The organism is Pseudomonas chlororaphis subsp. piscium, from assembly GCF_003850345.1.
Lineage (GTDB): Bacteria > Pseudomonadota > Gammaproteobacteria > Pseudomonadales > Pseudomonadaceae > Aquipseudomonas > Aquipseudomonas piscium.
Genome location: NZ_CP027707.1, coordinates 4,052,894 through 4,069,212 on the forward strand (window position 1 = coordinate 4,052,894; position 16,319 = coordinate 4,069,212).

Consider the following 16,319-nt stretch of genomic DNA (forward strand, 5'->3'; position numbering starts at 1 on the left):
TGGAAACCACCCTCGTTTTTTTGCGCGCCAATATGAGAACAGCTCTACAACGGCCTTTTGCCGCCCTCGCGGGCTAACGCAAAAAAGGACCCCCGAGGTCCTTTTTTGCGATCGCTGCTGCGCCCCGTCCCGCTTCCCTTCCTGAATAGGCTGAAACTCCCATCCTGCCTGGGAGTATCGGCCAATGCGCAATCTGCGACGCATCTCCATAGTTGTCGTATCTGCCAACAGAGGGCCCGGGTGCGGCCTCAACGACTGGAATGGCCCAGGAGAACGTCATGACTATTTCTAAAAAAACCCCATCCCCCACGAACGACCTGACCGCTGACACCAGTACCGCCCTATACCCCGTCTCCCCCAGCGACAACACGCTGGCCGTCAGCACTGCCCAGGTGAGCAGCGCTTCGTCCATCCTGGTGAACGGTGCGAGCGTGACCCTGGACGAAACCACCGGGTTGCAGAACGCCACCGCCACCCCAGCCCCTGCGGGAGACGCCGACGACAATGACATTCTGCTGGCCGCCCTGCCCTCGGCCTTCGCCACCCGCTTGACCGCCCTTGGCGCGAGTACCGCAACGGATGCAGCCTTGAGTGGCTACACCGGTGCCGTGGGCAACACCGGCAGCAATGCCTTCACCCTCAACCCGGCGCCCGGCGCGGACATCATCGATATCAAGTTCACCGACAGCCTCGGCGCGCCACTCAATGGCCTGGACAGCGGGCTGGATACCCTCGATGGCACCAGCATCCTTCTCTACACGGATACGAACAACAACATCCTGCTGGGCCGGGCCGGAGGCCCCGCCGGCGCGATCGTGTTCGCCGGTTATATCGAAGAAACCGGATCGCCGGTATCCGGCGGCAAGCTCTGGACCGTGGAATACCAACCGCTCAAGCACCCGGATGCCAGCAACCCGGACGATGCCCTCAACCTGCTGAACAAGGTGTTCGTCAGCGCCGTCCAGGACGCGGGATTCAGCCTGACCAATGCGCCTTCCGGGCAGAACCTGTTCCTGATGTTCACGGCGGCGAACCCGACTGTGATCAATGACGGCGGTGTGTTGCGGATCACCAATCCGACGCTGATCGCCACCGGTAAAGACCCGGCGGACCAGTCCAGCGGCGCGAACATAAACACTGGCGACACGATCAACACCAGCCAGGGCGGTGGCCCGACCACCCTGGGCACCAACAATCAGATGATCGTGGAACAGGAAGGCATTCGTATTTCGTTCGTCACCGGCGCCCGGCAGAACGTGACCGTGCCCAACCTGGACCAGAACGAAGCGGATGTGGAAGCCAACATCGACTTCACCAATGTCTTTAATACGAAGTCGGCCAGTTTCGATGTCGTGCAGCTGCAAGGCGGCAAGAGTGCGATGGTAAAAATCAGCGCATACAGCACCGCGGCTGAAACCGGCGTGAACTTCATCAACGGTTATGCGAACGATGCCTCGGTGGCCATCACCAATGTCCGCGTCTTCGATAAAAGCACCGGGCTGGTGATCGAGAATTCCGACGGCTCGGTGAATGATCCGAGCATTGCCATCAGCTTCTCTGGCGGGGTTGCAACCGTCACCGGCGTCAAGGCCGGCTACCAGATCGAATACACCACCACCGCGGACCACAACCGCGTGCTGGTCGAGAACGGGGCAGCCGTCGACGCCAAGGGCGATAACCACGCCGATTTCGATATCGGTGGTTTCACCCTGCGCCAAGCCTCTACCAGCACCAGCGAAATCGGCTCGAAGATGATCTTCGAGGACGATGGACCGGCAGCGGCCGGTACCCCTGCGGCCGGTACCGTCGATGAGGACGGCCTGGCCAATGGCATTGCCGGCGGTGTCGGCGACGTGCCTGGCGAGGCCACCAACGCCAGCGGCAGCGTCACCGGGATCTTCCAGTCCGGCGTCGATGTGCCGCTGAGCTTTAGCTTGTCGAGCGATACCAGTGGCCTGCCGGCCTTGAGTTCAGGCGGAGTGGCACTGGTGTACAGCGTTGTCGGCGACACCCTGACCGCCAAGGCCGGCGCAGTCGATGTGTTCACCTTCAGCCTCAGCGCGGCGGGTGCCTATAGCTTTACCCTGCTGCAGCCTCTGGATCATCCCGCCGGTAACGATGAAAACGACATCACCATCAATCTGGGTAGCTTGCTGAAAGCCACGGATAAGGATGGCGACACGGTAACGGCTGCCGCCGAGAAGCTGGTGATTACCGTCGATGACGATACCCCAACCGCGAATGGCACCGCTGCGGCCGGCACCGTCGACGAAGACGGATTGGCCAACGGTATTGCCGGTGGCGTCGGCGATGTGGCCGGCGAAGCTACTGTAGCCAGCGGCAGCGTGACCGGGATCTTCCAGTCCGGTGCCGATATACCGCTGAGTTATGCCCTGTCGAGCGATACCAGCGGCCTGCCGGCATTGAGTTCGGGCGGAGTGGCGCTGGTGTATAGCGTTGCCGGCGACACCCTCACGGCTAAAGCCGGTGCAATTGATGTATTCACCTTCAGCCTCAGTGCGGCGGGTGCCTACAGCTTCACCCTGCTGCAGCCACTGGATCATCCAGCGGGCAACGATGAAAACGACATCACCATTAACCTGGGTACCTTGCTGAAGACCACCGACAAAGACGGTGACACGGTAACGGCCGCCGCCGAGAAACTGGTGATTACCGTCGATGACGATACGCCAACGGCAACCGGGACTGCCGAGGCCGGAACCGTCGATGAAGACGGTCTGGCCAACGGTATTGCCGGCGGTGTGGGCGACGTAGCTGGCGAAGCAACGACGGCCAGCGGCAACGTGACAGGCATCTTCCAGTCGGGCGCCGACGTGCCACTGAGCTATGCCCTGTCGAGCGATACCAGCGGCCTGCCAGCCCTGAGTTCGGGCGGGGTGGCGCTGGTGTACAGCGTCGCGGGTGACACCCTGACCGCCAAGGCGGGTGCAGTCGACGTGTTCACCTTCAGCCTTAGTGCCGCGGGTGCCTACAGCTTCACCTTGCTGCAACCGCTGGACCATCCAGCGGGCAACGATGAAAACGACATCACCATTAACCTGGGTACCTTGCTGAAGGCCACCGACAAAGACGGCGACACAGTGACGGCTGCCGCCGAGAAACTGGTGATTACCGTCGATGACGACACGCCAACGGCAGTCGGAACCGCCGAGGCCGGCACCGTCGATGAAGACGGCCTGGCCAACGGTATTGCCGGCGGTGTGGGCGATGTGGCCGGCGAAGCCACCACGGCCAGCGGCAGCGTGACGGGCATCTTCCAGTCTGGGGCCGACGTGCCACTGAGCTACTCCTTGTCGAGCGACACCAGCGGCTTACCAGCCCTGAGCTCCGGTGGGGTCGCGCTGGTGTATAGCGTCCTGGGTGACACCCTGACGGCCAAGGCCGGTGCGACCGATGTATTCACCTTCAGCCTCAGCGCCGCGGGTGCCTACAGCTTCACCTTGCTGCAACCGCTGGACCATCCAGCGGGCAACGATGAAAACGACATCACCCTCAACCTGGGCACCTTGCTGAAGGCCACCGACAAGGATGGCGATACGGTGACGGCCGCCGCCGAGAAACTGGTGATTACCGTCGATGACGATACCCCAACCGCGAATGGCACCGCCGAGGCCGGCACCGTCGACGAAGACGGATTGGCCAATGGCATTGCCGGCGGTGTCGGCGACGTGGCCGGCGAAGCCACCGTCGCCAGCGGCAGCGTCACCGGCATCTTCCAATCCGGGGCCGACGTACCGCTGAGCTATGCCCTGTCGAGCGATACCAGCGGTCTGCCAGCCCTGAGTTCGGGTGGGGTGGCACTGGTGTACAGCGTCGCGGGTGACACCCTCACAGCCAAGGCTGGCGCAGTCGATGTATTCACCTTCAGCCTCAGCGCCGCGGGTGCCTACAGCTTTACCCTGCTCCAGCCCCTGGATCACCCAGCGGGCAACGATGAAAACGACATCACCATTAACCTGGGCACCTTGCTGAAGGCCACCGACAAGGACGGCGATACGGTGACCGCTGCCGCCGAGAAACTGGTGATCACCGTCGATGACGACACGCCCACCGCGAATGGAACCGCTGCGACTGGCACCGTCGATGAAGACGGATTGGCCAACGGTATTGCCGGTGGCGTCGGGGATGTGGCGGGTGAGGCGACTACTGCCAACGGCAGCGTCACGGGCATCTTCCAATCCGGTGCCGACGTACCGCTGAGTTATGCCCTGTCGAGCGATACCAGTGGCTTGCCAGCCCTGAGTTCGGCTGGGGTGGCACTGGTGTACAGCGTCGCGGGCGACACCCTCACAGCCAAGGCTGGCGCGGTCGATGTGTTCACCTTCAGCCTCAGTGCCGCGGGTGCCTACAGCTTTACCCTGTTGCAGCCTCTGGACCATCCAGCCGGTAATGACGAAAACGACATCACCATCAACCTGGGCACCTTGCTGAAAGCCACCGATAAGGATGGCGACACAGTGACGGCTGCGGCCGAAAAACTGGTGATCACCGTCGATGACGATACGCCAACGGCGGCTGGAACCGCCGAGGCCGGAACCGTCGACGAAGACGGTTTGGCCAATGGTATCGCTGGTGGTGTAGGCGACGTGGCCGGTGAGGCAACTACGGCCAGCGGCAGCGTCACGGGCATCTTCCAGTCCGGTGCCGACATACCGCTGACCTATGCCCTGTCGAGCGATACCAGCGGTCTGCCAGCCCTGAGTTCGGGTGGGGTGGCGCTGGTGTACAGCGTCGCGGGCGACACGCTCACAGCCAAGGCTGGCGCAGTCGATGTGTTCACCTTCAGCCTTAGCGCCGCGGGTGCCTACAGCTTCACCCTGCTCCAACCGCTGGACCATCCAGCAGGTAACGACGAAAACGACATCACCATTAACCTGGGCACCTTGCTGAAGGCCACGGATAAGGATGGCGACACAGTGACGGCTGCGGCCGAGAAACTGGCGATCACCGTCGATGACGATACGCCAACAGCAGCCGGAGCCGCCGAGGCCGGAACTGTCGATGAAGACGGTCTGGCTAATGGCATCGCCGGTGGTGTGGGCGACGTGGCTGGCGAAGCGACTACGGCCAGTGGCAGCGTCACCGGGATCTTCCAGTCCGGGGCCGATGTGCCGCTGAGTTATGCCTTGTCGAGCGACACCAGTGGCTTGCCAGCCCTGAGTTCGGGTGGAGTGGCACTGGTGTACAGCGTCGCGGGTGACACCCTCACGGCTAAAGCCGGTGCAACTGACGTATTCACCTTCAGCCTTAGCGCAGCCGGTGCCTACAGCTTTACCTTGCTCCAGCCGCTGGATCACCCAGCGGGCAACGATGAAAACGACATCACCATTAACCTGGGTAGCTTGCTGAAGGCCACCGACAAGGATGGCGACACGGTGACAGCCGCAGCCGAGAAACTGGTGATCACCGTCGATGACGACACGCCAACCGCCAACGGAACCGCCGTGACCGGCACCGTCGATGAAGACGGGGTGATCAATGGCATTGCCGGTGGTATTGGCGATGTACCCGGCGAGGCGACCACGGCCAGCGGCAGTGTCACCGGTATCTTCCAGTCGGGTGCCGATGTACCGCTGACTTATAGCTTGTCGAGCGATACCAGTGGCTTGCCGGCCCTGAGTTCCGGTGGGGTGGCACTGGTCTACAGCGTCGCGGGCGACACTCTGACCGCCAAGGCGGGCGCCGTCGATGTGTTCACCTTCAGCCTTAGCGCCGCGGGTGCCTACAACTTCACCCTGCTCCGTCCACTGGATCACGCAGCCGACAATGACGAAAACGACATCACTATCAATCTGGGTAGCTTGCTGAAAGCCACTGACAAGGATGGCGATACGGTGACGGCCGCCGCCGAGAAACTGGTGATCACCGTCGATGACGACACGCCAACCGCCAACGGAACCGCGGTGACCGGCACCGTCGACGAAGACGGTTTGGCCAACGGTATCGCGGGTGGTGTGGGCGACGTGGCGGGTGAAGCCACCGTGGCCAGTGGCAGCGTCACCGGTATCTTCCAGTCGGGGGCCGACGTACCGCTGAGCTATGCCCTGTCGAGCGACACCAGCGGCCTGCCAGCCCTGAGTTCGGGCGGAGTGGCGCTGGTCTACAGCGTCCTGGGCGATACCCTGACCGCCAAGGCCGGCGCAGTCGATGTCTTCACCTTCAGCCTTAGCGCCGCGGGTGCCTACAGCTTCACCCTGCTCCAGCCTCTGGATCATCCAGCCGGCAATAATGAAAACGACATCACCCTCAACCTGGGTAGCTTGCTGAAGGCCACCGACAAGGATGGCGATACGGTGACGGCCGCGGCCGAGAAACTGGTGATTACCGTCGATGACGACACACCAACCGCAACCGGGACCGCCGTGACCGGCACCGTCGATGAAGACGGCCTGGCCAACGGTATTGCCGGAGGTGTCGGGGATGTGGCGGGTGAGGCGACAACCGCCAGCGGCAGCGTCACCGGCATCTTCCAATCCGGTGCCGATGTACCGCTGACCTATAGCTTGTCGAGCGATACCAGCGGCCTGCCGGCCCTGAGCTCCGGTGGGGTGGCACTGGTCTACAGCGTCCTGGGCGATACCCTGACCGCCAAGGCCGGTGCGACCGATGTATTCACCTTCAGCCTCAGTGCGGCGGGTGCCTACAGCTTCACCCTGCTCAAACCTCTGGATCACCCTGCAGGCAATAACGAAAACGACATCACCCTCAATCTGGGTACCTTGCTGAAGGCCACCGACAAGGACGGCGACACAGTGACGGCCGCGGCCGAGAAACTGGTGATTACCGTCGATGACGACACGCCAACGGCAACCGGCGCTCCCGTGACCGGCACCGTCGATGAAGACGGCCTGGCCAATGGCATCGCCGGTGGTGTCGGGGATGTGGCGGGTGAGGCGACTGTCGCCAGCGGCAGCGTCACCGGGATCTTCCAGTCCGGGGCCGACGTACCGCTGACCTATAGCTTGTCGAGCAACACCAGCGGCTTGCCAGCGCTGAGTTCCGGTGGGGTGGCGCTGGCCTACAGCGTCCTGGGCAACACCCTGACCGCCAAGGCCGGCGCGACTGACGTGTTCACCCTCAGCCTCACGGTAGCGGGTGCCTACACCTTCACCCTGCTCCAGCACCTGGATCACGCGGCGGGCAACGACGAGAACGACCTCACCCTCAACCTGGGTACCCTGCTGCAGGCCACCGACAAGGACGGTGACACAGTGACCGCCGCCGCCAACAAGCTGGTGATCACCGTCGATGACGATACGCCGACCCTCGCCTTCGGCAACCTGATCGGCACCGGGACCGTCCATGCGCAACAAGGCTACTGGAACCTGGGGCCTGGCGCCGACGGGCTGAACGCGGCCGGCCTGGACATTTCGCTGGTGAACGGCCAGTTCACCCTGGTCCGGCCGGACGACACGACCACCACCGGAACCGGCACGCTCGTCGAGCAGTCGCCGTCACCGGACGCCAATGGCGCGTACCAGTTCGCGGGAACCTTGACCGGTGACTTCGACAACAACGCGGCAACGGCGAACACCACCGTGCACTACACCCTGAGCGCCTACGCCAACGGCACCTATGCCCTGGACCTGGACGAAGGCTTCCGTTCGACCATCGTCCTCAGCAGCGCCGACGGCGCGCTGGATGCCGGTGGCCCGGACCCGGTGCGCACCCTGACCATAGGTAGCGAACACATCGTGTTCTTCGGCGCCAACCCGCTGGCTCCGCCAAGCGGCGCGAACAGCATCCTGACCGGCATCGGGGTCGGGGCGCCCGACCCTACCGAAGCGCAGTTGCAGACCAACCCCCTGCCGTCGTTCATCGGCTCGGCGGCCTTGAACGTCAGCACGGCCGGTATCGGCATCGCCAACAACCTGCTCCAGGGAGACAACCTGGCGGCGATCGGCGCGGCCGATGAAAGCTTCGTCGTCAACCCGGAAAGCCTGCTGACGAGCATGAAGGTCTTCATCGACAACTCCGTGGGCGGCTACAACACGGCAACCGAGGACCTGTACTACAGGGTCTTCTACGAGGATGGCACCTTCTCCAACCTGATCGAGGTCAACACCCTGACTCCGGAGGCCGGTGGGCAGGTGTCCTTCACCGTCGAGAAGTCGGCCACATCCTTGATCGATGCCGTTCAGCTGACGATGGCCCGGGGCGATATCAAGATCCCGACGATCCTGTTCACCCACGAGACCGAGAGCCTGGCCAGCGACGTCAAGCTGGCGTTCAACGCGACAGTGACGGACAAGGATGGCGATACGGCAACCAGCGCGTTCGACGCCAACCTGTTCGCCAACGACACGACCGACGCCCTGTTCGACTTCAGGTTGGTGGGCACCACGGGTGAGCGGGATGCCTTCAACATCGACCTGTCAGCCACCGAGAACCAGTACCAGGTCACAGGCTTCGACGCGGGAGCAGGCCAGCGCGATGCGGTGGTGCTTATTGGTGACCCGGGCGCCACTGTGCAGTCGATCAACAACGCCGGCGCCGACAGCGTCGTGACGGTGACCGAGACCGGCGGACAGATCACGACCATTACCCTGGTCGGGGTCGATCTGCTTAATACCGATATCGTAATGGGCAGCGTCTAAAACCTCGCGCATGCGAACAAAAGCGAGGGTGGCCTGGAAACCACCCTCGCTTTTTTTGCCATCCCAGTCCGAAATTCCCCGGTCGCATCCGCGGCGAATGCCCAGGCAGCCCAAAGCTCACAGAGCACGGCGACATACCTACGCATTCATGGGGGGCAGGAAACAATGAGCACGGCATCACCCTCGACCCGGACACCCTGGCCACCGACAAGGACAACAACAGGGCTGCCTTGTCTTGATCACCTCATTCCAGTTCCACCCAGGTGGAGTCGGGCGGCTCTTCGTTGTCGGTGAGCCCGTGCTTGAGCGCATACATCAGCAGGTCGATGCGGTTGATCAGGTTGAGCTTCTGATAGATGTTGCTGAGGTGGTTGTGCACGGTGTGTTCACTGATGCCCAGGTGCTCGGCGATGCTCATGTATTTGGCGGACGGGTCACCGACTATGGCGCGAATCAGTTCCCGCTCGCGCAGCGTCAGCCGCGCCTGCTTCGCCTGCTCCAGGTTGCATCGCAAGGGCACATGCCTGCTCGCGGCATAGCCGGAAAGCCCACCGGACCAGGCTCGGTCCAGCCCGACGTCATAATGGTGGACCTTGATGATGGCCCGGACGATCGACTCCGTCGGGTCTTCCGCCAGCACGATACCGCGCGCGCCCGCCTCGATCGCCTGGGCAACCGGGACGGATTCGTACAGGCCCTTGAGCACCAGCAGCTTCATTTCCGGGCTGCGGGTGAGCCCTGCGACGACCTCCAACGGGTTCAACGCATCCGGAAAAAAACTGAAGAAAATCACATTGGGGCGCAACTGATCGGCAAGGTCCAGCGCATTGGTGTAGGTGGTGGCCTGGCCGCTCACCTCCATCCGGGGCTTCCTCGCATTGATCAAATCGTGAAGCCCCATGAGCACGAGGGGACGGCAATCGATCAACATCACGCGTATCGTTTTTGTATGGTCTGGCATGATCTTCCTGCCTCCCCTTGAAAAACGATGACCTTCATACGCGTTGGCCTTCCTTGATCGGCCACTCACTCTTGAAGGATGGATGCGAGCGCCGACAGGCTCTGAAAGTGCCCGCCCGGGTCTTGGCGACCCGCGGTACAGGCAGAAGTTGCGGAGGTTTCCCAAAGCCGGGCAACACTATCGAAACGGCATGAATAAGAATAACTATCAATAGTTTGCACGTACCGCAGGGCGTCCGCGAGCCCTCAACTGAGTCTAGGCCAGCCCGCTGCAATGCCTGCCAACCCATCCGTCGGTCTTCGACCCAGGCCTGGTGCGGGTCGCCGGGCCGATGTTCCCCAAGGGTGCCCTGCCCCCCGCAAATCAAGCTCTTAGGCTCGCCACGGGCGACCTGCGGGCAGAATCGGATCCAACCAGGCTCGTCAATTAACGGACGAATGGCGCGCGGACAACGATGCGAGCAATGAAAGCGTCAATTTGTCGACGAAGCCGGCAGCGCCATGAATCGCCGGTTCAACGTCAATCCCCCGCACAAGCGATTCGCCTGCCGGGACAGAAATGTCTCGGCGGCGTGGCAAACCGGATGGATGAACCAAAGAATGATTTTCGAGGTACGGCAGGGGCGCCGACGCACGCTCTTTTTTCCGTTGGGCCAGACGCAACCAGCCCCTGGCGAGTCCGGATTTCTCCGGCTCCGGGGCTGTAGAGCGCAACAGTCGAATGGCCAGTCGGCCTTTACTCCAGGTCCTCGGTCCCAACGCCCATGGCCTGGCCGGCGCTACCGGGACTCAGCCAGGTATTCACATTCTCGACACTTTCGACCGGTGGTTTTCCCGCCCAGCGATTGAGGGTGAAGACATTGCTGAGGAACTCGTATTGCGTCTTGAGCAGGTCGCGCCGGGCGCGGAACTCGTTGCGTACGCTGGTCAGTACGTCGACGGCATTGACCATGCCGTAGCTCAGCCCCTTCTCCGCCGCCACCCTGGACAGCTGGGCCGAGGCCAGGGCCGAACGGCTGGCGTCGATCTTTTCGCCGTTCGAATTGGCGGTCAGGTAGGCGCTGGTGATCTCCTTGACCACCCGCCTCCGGATCGCTTCCAGCTCCTGCTCGGCGACCAGCTGGTCCTGGTAGAGCCCACGGACCCGCGCCGAGGTCGAACCGCCGCTGTACAGCGGCACCTGAACGCCGATGCCGGCGACGTAACTGTCGGTGCGTGGCGCCAGGGTATTGTTGTAGCCCTCGTTGGTCTGTTGCGCGCTGAGGTTCAGGCTCACCGTCGGGTAATGCCCACCCTTGCCGCTGCGCAACGCTGCGTTCGCGGCTTCGGCGCCGCTCTCGCTGGCCTTGAGCGTCGGGTTCAGCTCCATGCCCTCGCGCACCCAGGACTCCAGGCTCTGCGCCGAAACCCGCAGTTGCGCGTCATTGCGAATCCGGTTGAGCTTCTCCTTGACCGGCCGACCGACCAGCTCCGCCAGCGCCTCGCGGCTGATGCTGGCCTGGTTGCGGGCATCCAGCTCCTGGGCCGCGAGCAGGTCCACCCGGGCCTTGAGGTCGAGCTGGTCGGTAATCATCGCCAGCTGCTTTTCGTACAACGCATTGACCCGGTCCAGGCTCTTTTGCGTGGTTCGACGCTCCGCCCTCACCAGCTCCAGCTCATCCTCGGCCGCCAGCGCGGTGAAGTAGCGCCGCGCCAGTTCCACCGTGGCCTCGGCCTGGGCGTCCAGCGCTTGCGACTCGGACTGCTTGGCCAGGCTCTTGAACTTCTGGTAGTTCTCCCACGCGGCCTTGTTGTAGAGGTACTGACGCAGCACCAGGCTGTAGCTTTCGCTATCGAAACTGCGTTCCTGTATCAGGTCGTTTTCCTGGTGGATCCGGTTCGCCCCGGCATTCAGCGACAGTTGCGGCAGCAGCGCCCCCAGCGCCTCGCGTTGATGTTCCTTGCCCGCCTGCGCTTGCGCATAGGAGGCCAGGACCTGTGGATCTTCCAGCCGCGCCTCGCGATACAGCTGCATGAGGTCGGTGGAATAGGTCGAGGCATTGACCCCGGTTGACGTTACTGCAGCGGTTTGCGCCAAGACGGCCCCCGCTGCCAGCATGAATGCACTCCCTAGCAGAACTGACGACTCTCCCACGGTCACTCCTCGATCATTGATTGAGACATCACATCCCGGGCCGGCTGCATCAAGTACTGCAACAGCGTGCGTTGCCCGGTGATGATCAACACGTCCGCCGGCATCCCCGGCAACAACTTGCGCTCACCCAAGGTGCGCGCACCGTTCTCGGTGACCCGGACCCGCGCCAGGTAATAGGCGGTCCCGGTCTTTTCGTTGGTCAGCCGGTCGGCCGAGACGCTACTGACCTCGCCTTCGATCACCGGCGTGGTCGAGCTCTTGAACGCGCCGAAACGGATATCGGCGCGCTTGCCGATGCCGATGCGATCGATGTCCACCGGCGCCACCTGGGCCTCGATGACCAGTTCGGAAACCGATGGCACGATGTCCAGCAAGGGCGTCGCCGAACGCACGACACCGCCGATGGTGTGCACCGTCATGCCAATCACCATGCCGGCGTCGGGGGCGCGGATGACAATGCGGCTGAGGCGGTCTTCCAGGGCCGAGTTCTTCTCTTGCAGGTCGTAGATCTTGGTCTGCACCTCGGCCAGCTGCTTGGCCACGTCTGAATTGAAATCCTTGTCGACCTGGAGGATCTGCAGCTGGGTTTCGTTGATCTGCAGACGGGTCTTGTCGATGGCGGATCGGTGATCGGCCACCTCCGACCTGAGCATCCCCAGCTTGCGGTCCTGCTCCAGCAGGCGTTGCTTGTCGACGAACCCTTGCTTGAGCAGCTCGGACAATTCGCCGATTTCACCGCTGTAGGATTGCTCAAGGCGCACCTTGACCGCGATCATCGACTCCAGGCCCTTGATCTGTTGGTGCAATTGGCCGATGCGCTCGCGCAGCACGGCTATCTGGCCCAGCCGCGAGCCCCGCCGAGCGTTGAATACCTGGGTCTCGCCCTGGCGCGCTTCCTCTCCCCGCACACTGACAGGGTCGCTCATCGGCCCGAAGTCGATCGCCGGCGACCCATCGCGCTCGGCAATCAGCCTTGACTCCATGGCCCTGGCCGCGATCAGCAGGCTTTGGGTCGCCTCGTATTCGGAGCGCAGTTGGGCATCTTCAAGGATGATCAGCGGATCATCACGTTTGACGATATCGCCATCATGGGCCAAGACCGATTTGACGATGCCGCCTTCAAGGTGCTGGACCGTCTTGCGGTAAGTCTGCACGGTGACCACCCCCGGCGCGTAGGCGGCGCCGTCCAGGGGCGCGAGCGCCGCCCAGGTGCCGAACAGGCCGAAGGTCAAGCCGACGATGCCGATGCCCAGGCGGTGGACCTTGCGATCGGACACCGGCAGGTCGGAGAAGCTTTCGATTTGACGATTAGGCATAGGATTCACCGCCATCGTCCTTGCGGGCATCGATCGACGCCACGTTGGTAGCCACCGGTACGGGCCCGGCGTGTTTCGGTACCGGCGGTTGCTGCCCGCTGAGTTCGGCCAGTATTTCCTCGCGCGGCCCATAGAGGCCGACGACCCCGGCTTTCATCACCAGCAGCCGGTCGAGTTGCGACACGATGTTGGTGCGGTGGGTAATCACGAACAGGGTCGCGCCGGTGTGCTTGATCTGCTGGATGGCGGCCGCCAGGGCACGATCGCCAACTTCGTCGAGGTTGGAATTGGGCTCGTCGAGAATGATCAGCCGCGGGTTGCCGTACAGTGCGCGGGCCAGCCCGATGCGCTGGCGCTGCCCCGCCGACAGCATGACGCCCTCGCTGCCGATGACGGTGTCGTAGCCATCGGGCAACAGCAGAATCATTTCGTGGACGCCAGCGGTCCTGGCGGCCTGGATGACCTTCGCCGAATCGATCTCGGCGAAGCGGGCAATGTTCTCGCCGACGCTGCCCTCGAACAGTTCGATGTCCTGGGGCAAATAACCGATGTGCGGGCCAAGCTCATGCTTGTCCCAGGTGCTGATGTCCGCGCCATCCAGCCGGACCACCCCATGCTGTGGCGGCCAGACGCCGATCAGCGCCCTGGCCAGGGTCGACTTGCCCGAGGCGCTCGGACCTATGATGCCCACCACGCAACCGGCCGGTACGCTGAAGCTGATGTTCTTGAGGATCGGGTTTTTCGAGCCAGGCGCCGCGACAATCAGATTCTCGACCTGCACGTTGCCCTCGGGCGCGGGCAAGGACAGACGCTCGGGTTGCGCCTGTTGTTTGCCGAGGATGTCGTTCAGGCGGTTGTACTGCGAACGGGCCGCGATAAAGCCCTTCCAGCTGCCGATCATCAGGTCGATGGGGGCCAGTGCCCGCCCCAGCAGCACGGCCCCGGCGAACACCAGGCCGGCTCCCACCTGATGGTCCACCGCCAGGTACGCCCCCAGGCCCAGCACCAGCGATTGCACCAGCAGGCGAAAAGTCCGCGAAAGCGTCGTGACAAGGCCTCCCCTGTCGCTTGCCAGGGACTGCAGCAGCAAGACGTTTCTCTGCCGACGGCCCCAACGATCCATCAGGGTTTCCAGCATGCCCATGGACTCGATGACTTCGGCGTTGCGCAGGTTCTTGGTGGTATAGAGGGTCGCGCCGATATGCTCCCTGTTGGCCTGGGCCAGTACCGGCCCCGTCAGCTTCTCATTGACGAAGGCGAGCACTATCAACAACAGCGCGCTGCCCGTCGCGACCCAGCCGAACCAGGGGTGGAACAGGAACATCACCGCGATATAGATCGGCAACCAGGGCGCGTCGAAAAAGGCGAACAGACCGCTGCTGGAAAGAAACTGTCGCAACCCCGTCAGGTCGTTGAGCGACTGGGCCGAGGCATCCATGCCGCCACTGTCCAAAGCCCGTTTGAAACTGGCCTTGTAGACCTGGCGACTGAGCAGCACATCCAGCCGGGTACTGACCCGGACCATGATGCGCGAGCGAATCCATTCCAGGGAGCCGAGGGTGATCACCAGCCCGATCATGATCAACGTCAACATGGCCAGGGTGGTGAGACTGCCGCTGGTCATCACCCGCCCATACACCTGAAGCATGTAGAAGGTCGGGACCAGCATCAGCGCATTGATGAAGAAACTGAAAAAGCCGACGAAAACAAAGCTGTCTCTACAGACCTTCAACGCATTTTTCAGACTGTTTTCAGGTGTGCTTTGCATTGAAACCTCTGCTCGAAAGGCCAGCCTTTGTGGAGCTTAGATCATGCCGAACAGCTGCGCGCAGCCATTGGCCGGTTCGCCTCGGGCAACTGGCATGGCGCCGGTAACGGCCCGGCGCTGAAGAGCGCGCAAAACTCCCGCGACTTCAAGGCCTGAGCGCTCCAGGACGGGTTTTTGCCGCTATCGCGGGCTGCCGGGATGGGTCCGCCGCAGGGTTACCTGGCAACGTCAGGATATGGATCCGATCGGCCCGTTGAGGACAGGCACAGGTCGAGACGGCGCTGCTGGGCGCAGCGCGCGAGGGTCTAGGAGAAGACGGGCTCTGTGCGAGCGCGAAGGTTGGCCACAATCATCAGCGCGATGGCCGGCACAATCACCACGCTGGCCGACAACATCGCCCCCTTGAACCCAGACACATTCAGTGCTGCGCCACCCACAATCACACCCAGCCCGATGGCACTGTTGAGCACGGCCGTGTGGATCGCGGTCGCCGGCACGGTGTGGTCGCCGGCAATCCTCAAGACCCAGGTTTGCAGGCCGGTGAACAACGCAGAAATGGCCACACCCCAGACCACCAGCAAGGCAACGACAGGCGTGATCCCCAGTAACGGACCGTAAATCCCCAGGGTCACCAAGGCCAAGGCCATTGCAATCAACGCCAGCAGAATGAAGGTTTTCAAGTAGCGATCGATAAACAGCGCACTCAGCAGGTTGCCCAGGAATCCCGCAGCGCCAAAGGCAAACAGCAGGACGGCAATCAGATAGGCGGTAATACCCGGTACCTGGCCAATAAAGGGTTCGACGAACGTGTATGCGCCAAAATGAGCGGCCGCCGTCAGGCCGGTGATGACGTAAGTGATCAACAGATCCTTGCGCCGCAGCACCACGGCAAAGCCGATGCCTTTGTCCAGGGATTGAATATTCATCGTCGGCAGCACCAGGGCTATCGCCCCGGCACTGGCGACACACATCAGGGCCAGGCACATGAATGCCGTGCGCCAGCCATCGTATTGACCCACCAGGTTGATCAAGGGAACCCCCATGACCGTGGCAATGGTGATGCCTCCCAGAACGATCGAGGTGGCCAGACCTATTCGTTGTACCGGGACAATATGCGCCGCGGTGGCGGCCACGATGGCCCAGAACACGCCATGGGCAACCGCGCCCACCGCACGGGCACCGAGCAGTGTCGAGAACTCGGGAGATAACGCCGCCAGGCCGTTTGACACGGCCAGGATCAGCATCAGTGCGATCAACAAGGCCTTACGGGAAATCCAGCGGTTCAGCCAGTTCGACAACAACCCGCTGGCGGCGCCGATCCAGGCATACAAGGTCACCGTCAGACCGACGGTCGAGGGAGACTGCTCCAGGTCATTGGAGATCTGCGACAACAAACCAATGGGAGCAAACTCGCAGGTCACCATCGTGAATGAAGCCACGCACAACACACTGACCGCACACCAGATCCGCAAGGCTGAGTTGACCATCGGTAATGTCCATCCCTGATTACAACTGAGTCACCC

The 16,319-nt window shown here is 62.6% G+C and carries 7 protein-coding genes; 2 read left to right on the plus strand and 5 right to left on the minus strand.

Annotated elements, in window-relative coordinates:
- Positions 1-278 precede the first annotated feature (278 nt).
- Positions 279-8,618: a T1SS-143 repeat domain-containing protein gene (locus tag C4K38_RS18495; protein WP_081001536.1), complete on the plus strand. Its 8,340-nt coding sequence runs from the start codon at positions 279-281 to the stop codon at positions 8,616-8,618.
- A 244-nt stretch (positions 8,619-8,862) separates the two neighbouring features.
- Here the strand turns inward: C4K38_RS18495 and C4K38_RS18500 are convergent, their stop codons facing one another.
- The 4 genes from C4K38_RS18500 to C4K38_RS18515 form a co-directional block, all read right to left on the minus strand.
- Positions 8,863-9,579, minus strand: coding sequence for a response regulator transcription factor (locus tag C4K38_RS18500; RefSeq protein WP_053279655.1), 717 nt, complete (start codon positions 9,577-9,579; stop codon positions 8,863-8,865).
- Between the two features lie 735 nt (positions 9,580-10,314).
- On the minus strand, positions 10,315-11,676 hold the full coding sequence (locus tag C4K38_RS18505) for a TolC family outer membrane protein (protein ID WP_053279656.1): 1,362 nt from the start codon (positions 11,674-11,676) through the stop codon (positions 10,315-10,317).
- A 38-nt stretch (positions 11,677-11,714) separates the two neighbouring features.
- Positions 11,715-13,028 carry an HlyD family type I secretion periplasmic adaptor subunit gene (locus C4K38_RS18510; RefSeq protein WP_053279657.1) on the minus strand — a complete coding sequence of 438 codons (1,314 nt, stop codon included), beginning with the start codon at positions 13,026-13,028 and terminating at the stop codon, positions 11,715-11,717.
- Positions 13,021-14,796 (minus strand): type I secretion system permease/ATPase, encoded by a 1,776-nt coding sequence (locus C4K38_RS18515; protein WP_053279658.1) that lies wholly within the window; start codon positions 14,794-14,796, stop codon positions 13,021-13,023. Before C4K38_RS18515 ends, C4K38_RS18510 begins: the two co-directional genes overlap by 8 nt.
- A 27-nt stretch (positions 14,797-14,823) precedes the next feature.
- Between C4K38_RS18515 and C4K38_RS32735 the strand changes: the two genes are divergently transcribed.
- Positions 14,824-14,952, plus strand: a complete 129-nt coding sequence (locus tag C4K38_RS32735; RefSeq protein ID WP_269458472.1) for a hypothetical protein — start codon at positions 14,824-14,826, stop codon at positions 14,950-14,952.
- Positions 14,953-15,101: 149 nt separating this feature from the next.
- On the opposite strand, the gene C4K38_RS18520 is transcribed toward C4K38_RS32735, so the two are convergent.
- A complete protein-coding gene (locus C4K38_RS18520; protein ID WP_053279659.1) occupies positions 15,102-16,283 on the minus strand; it encodes an MFS transporter in 1,182 nt (393 codons plus the stop codon).
- Positions 16,284-16,319: the final 36 nt, after the last annotated feature.

Coding starts and splice junctions, on each gene's coding strand:
- C4K38_RS18500 (WP_053279655.1), bottom strand. CDS start 9,579: ATGCCAGACCATACAAAAACGATACGCGTGATGTTGATCGATTGCCGT.
- C4K38_RS18520 (WP_053279659.1), bottom strand. CDS start 16,283: ATGGTCAACTCAGCCTTGCGGATCTGGTGTGCGGTCAGTGTGTTGTGC.
- C4K38_RS18495 (WP_081001536.1), top strand. CDS start 279: ATGACTATTTCTAAAAAAACCCCATCCCCCACGAACGACCTGACCGCT.
- C4K38_RS18510 (WP_053279657.1), bottom strand. CDS start 13,028: ATGCCTAATCGTCAAATCGAAAGCTTCTCCGACCTGCCGGTGTCCGAT.
- C4K38_RS18515 (WP_053279658.1), bottom strand. CDS start 14,796: ATGCAAAGCACACCTGAAAACAGTCTGAAAAATGCGTTGAAGGTCTGT.
- C4K38_RS18505 (WP_053279656.1), bottom strand. CDS start 11,676: ATGCTGGCAGCGGGGGCCGTCTTGGCGCAAACCGCTGCAGTAACGTCA.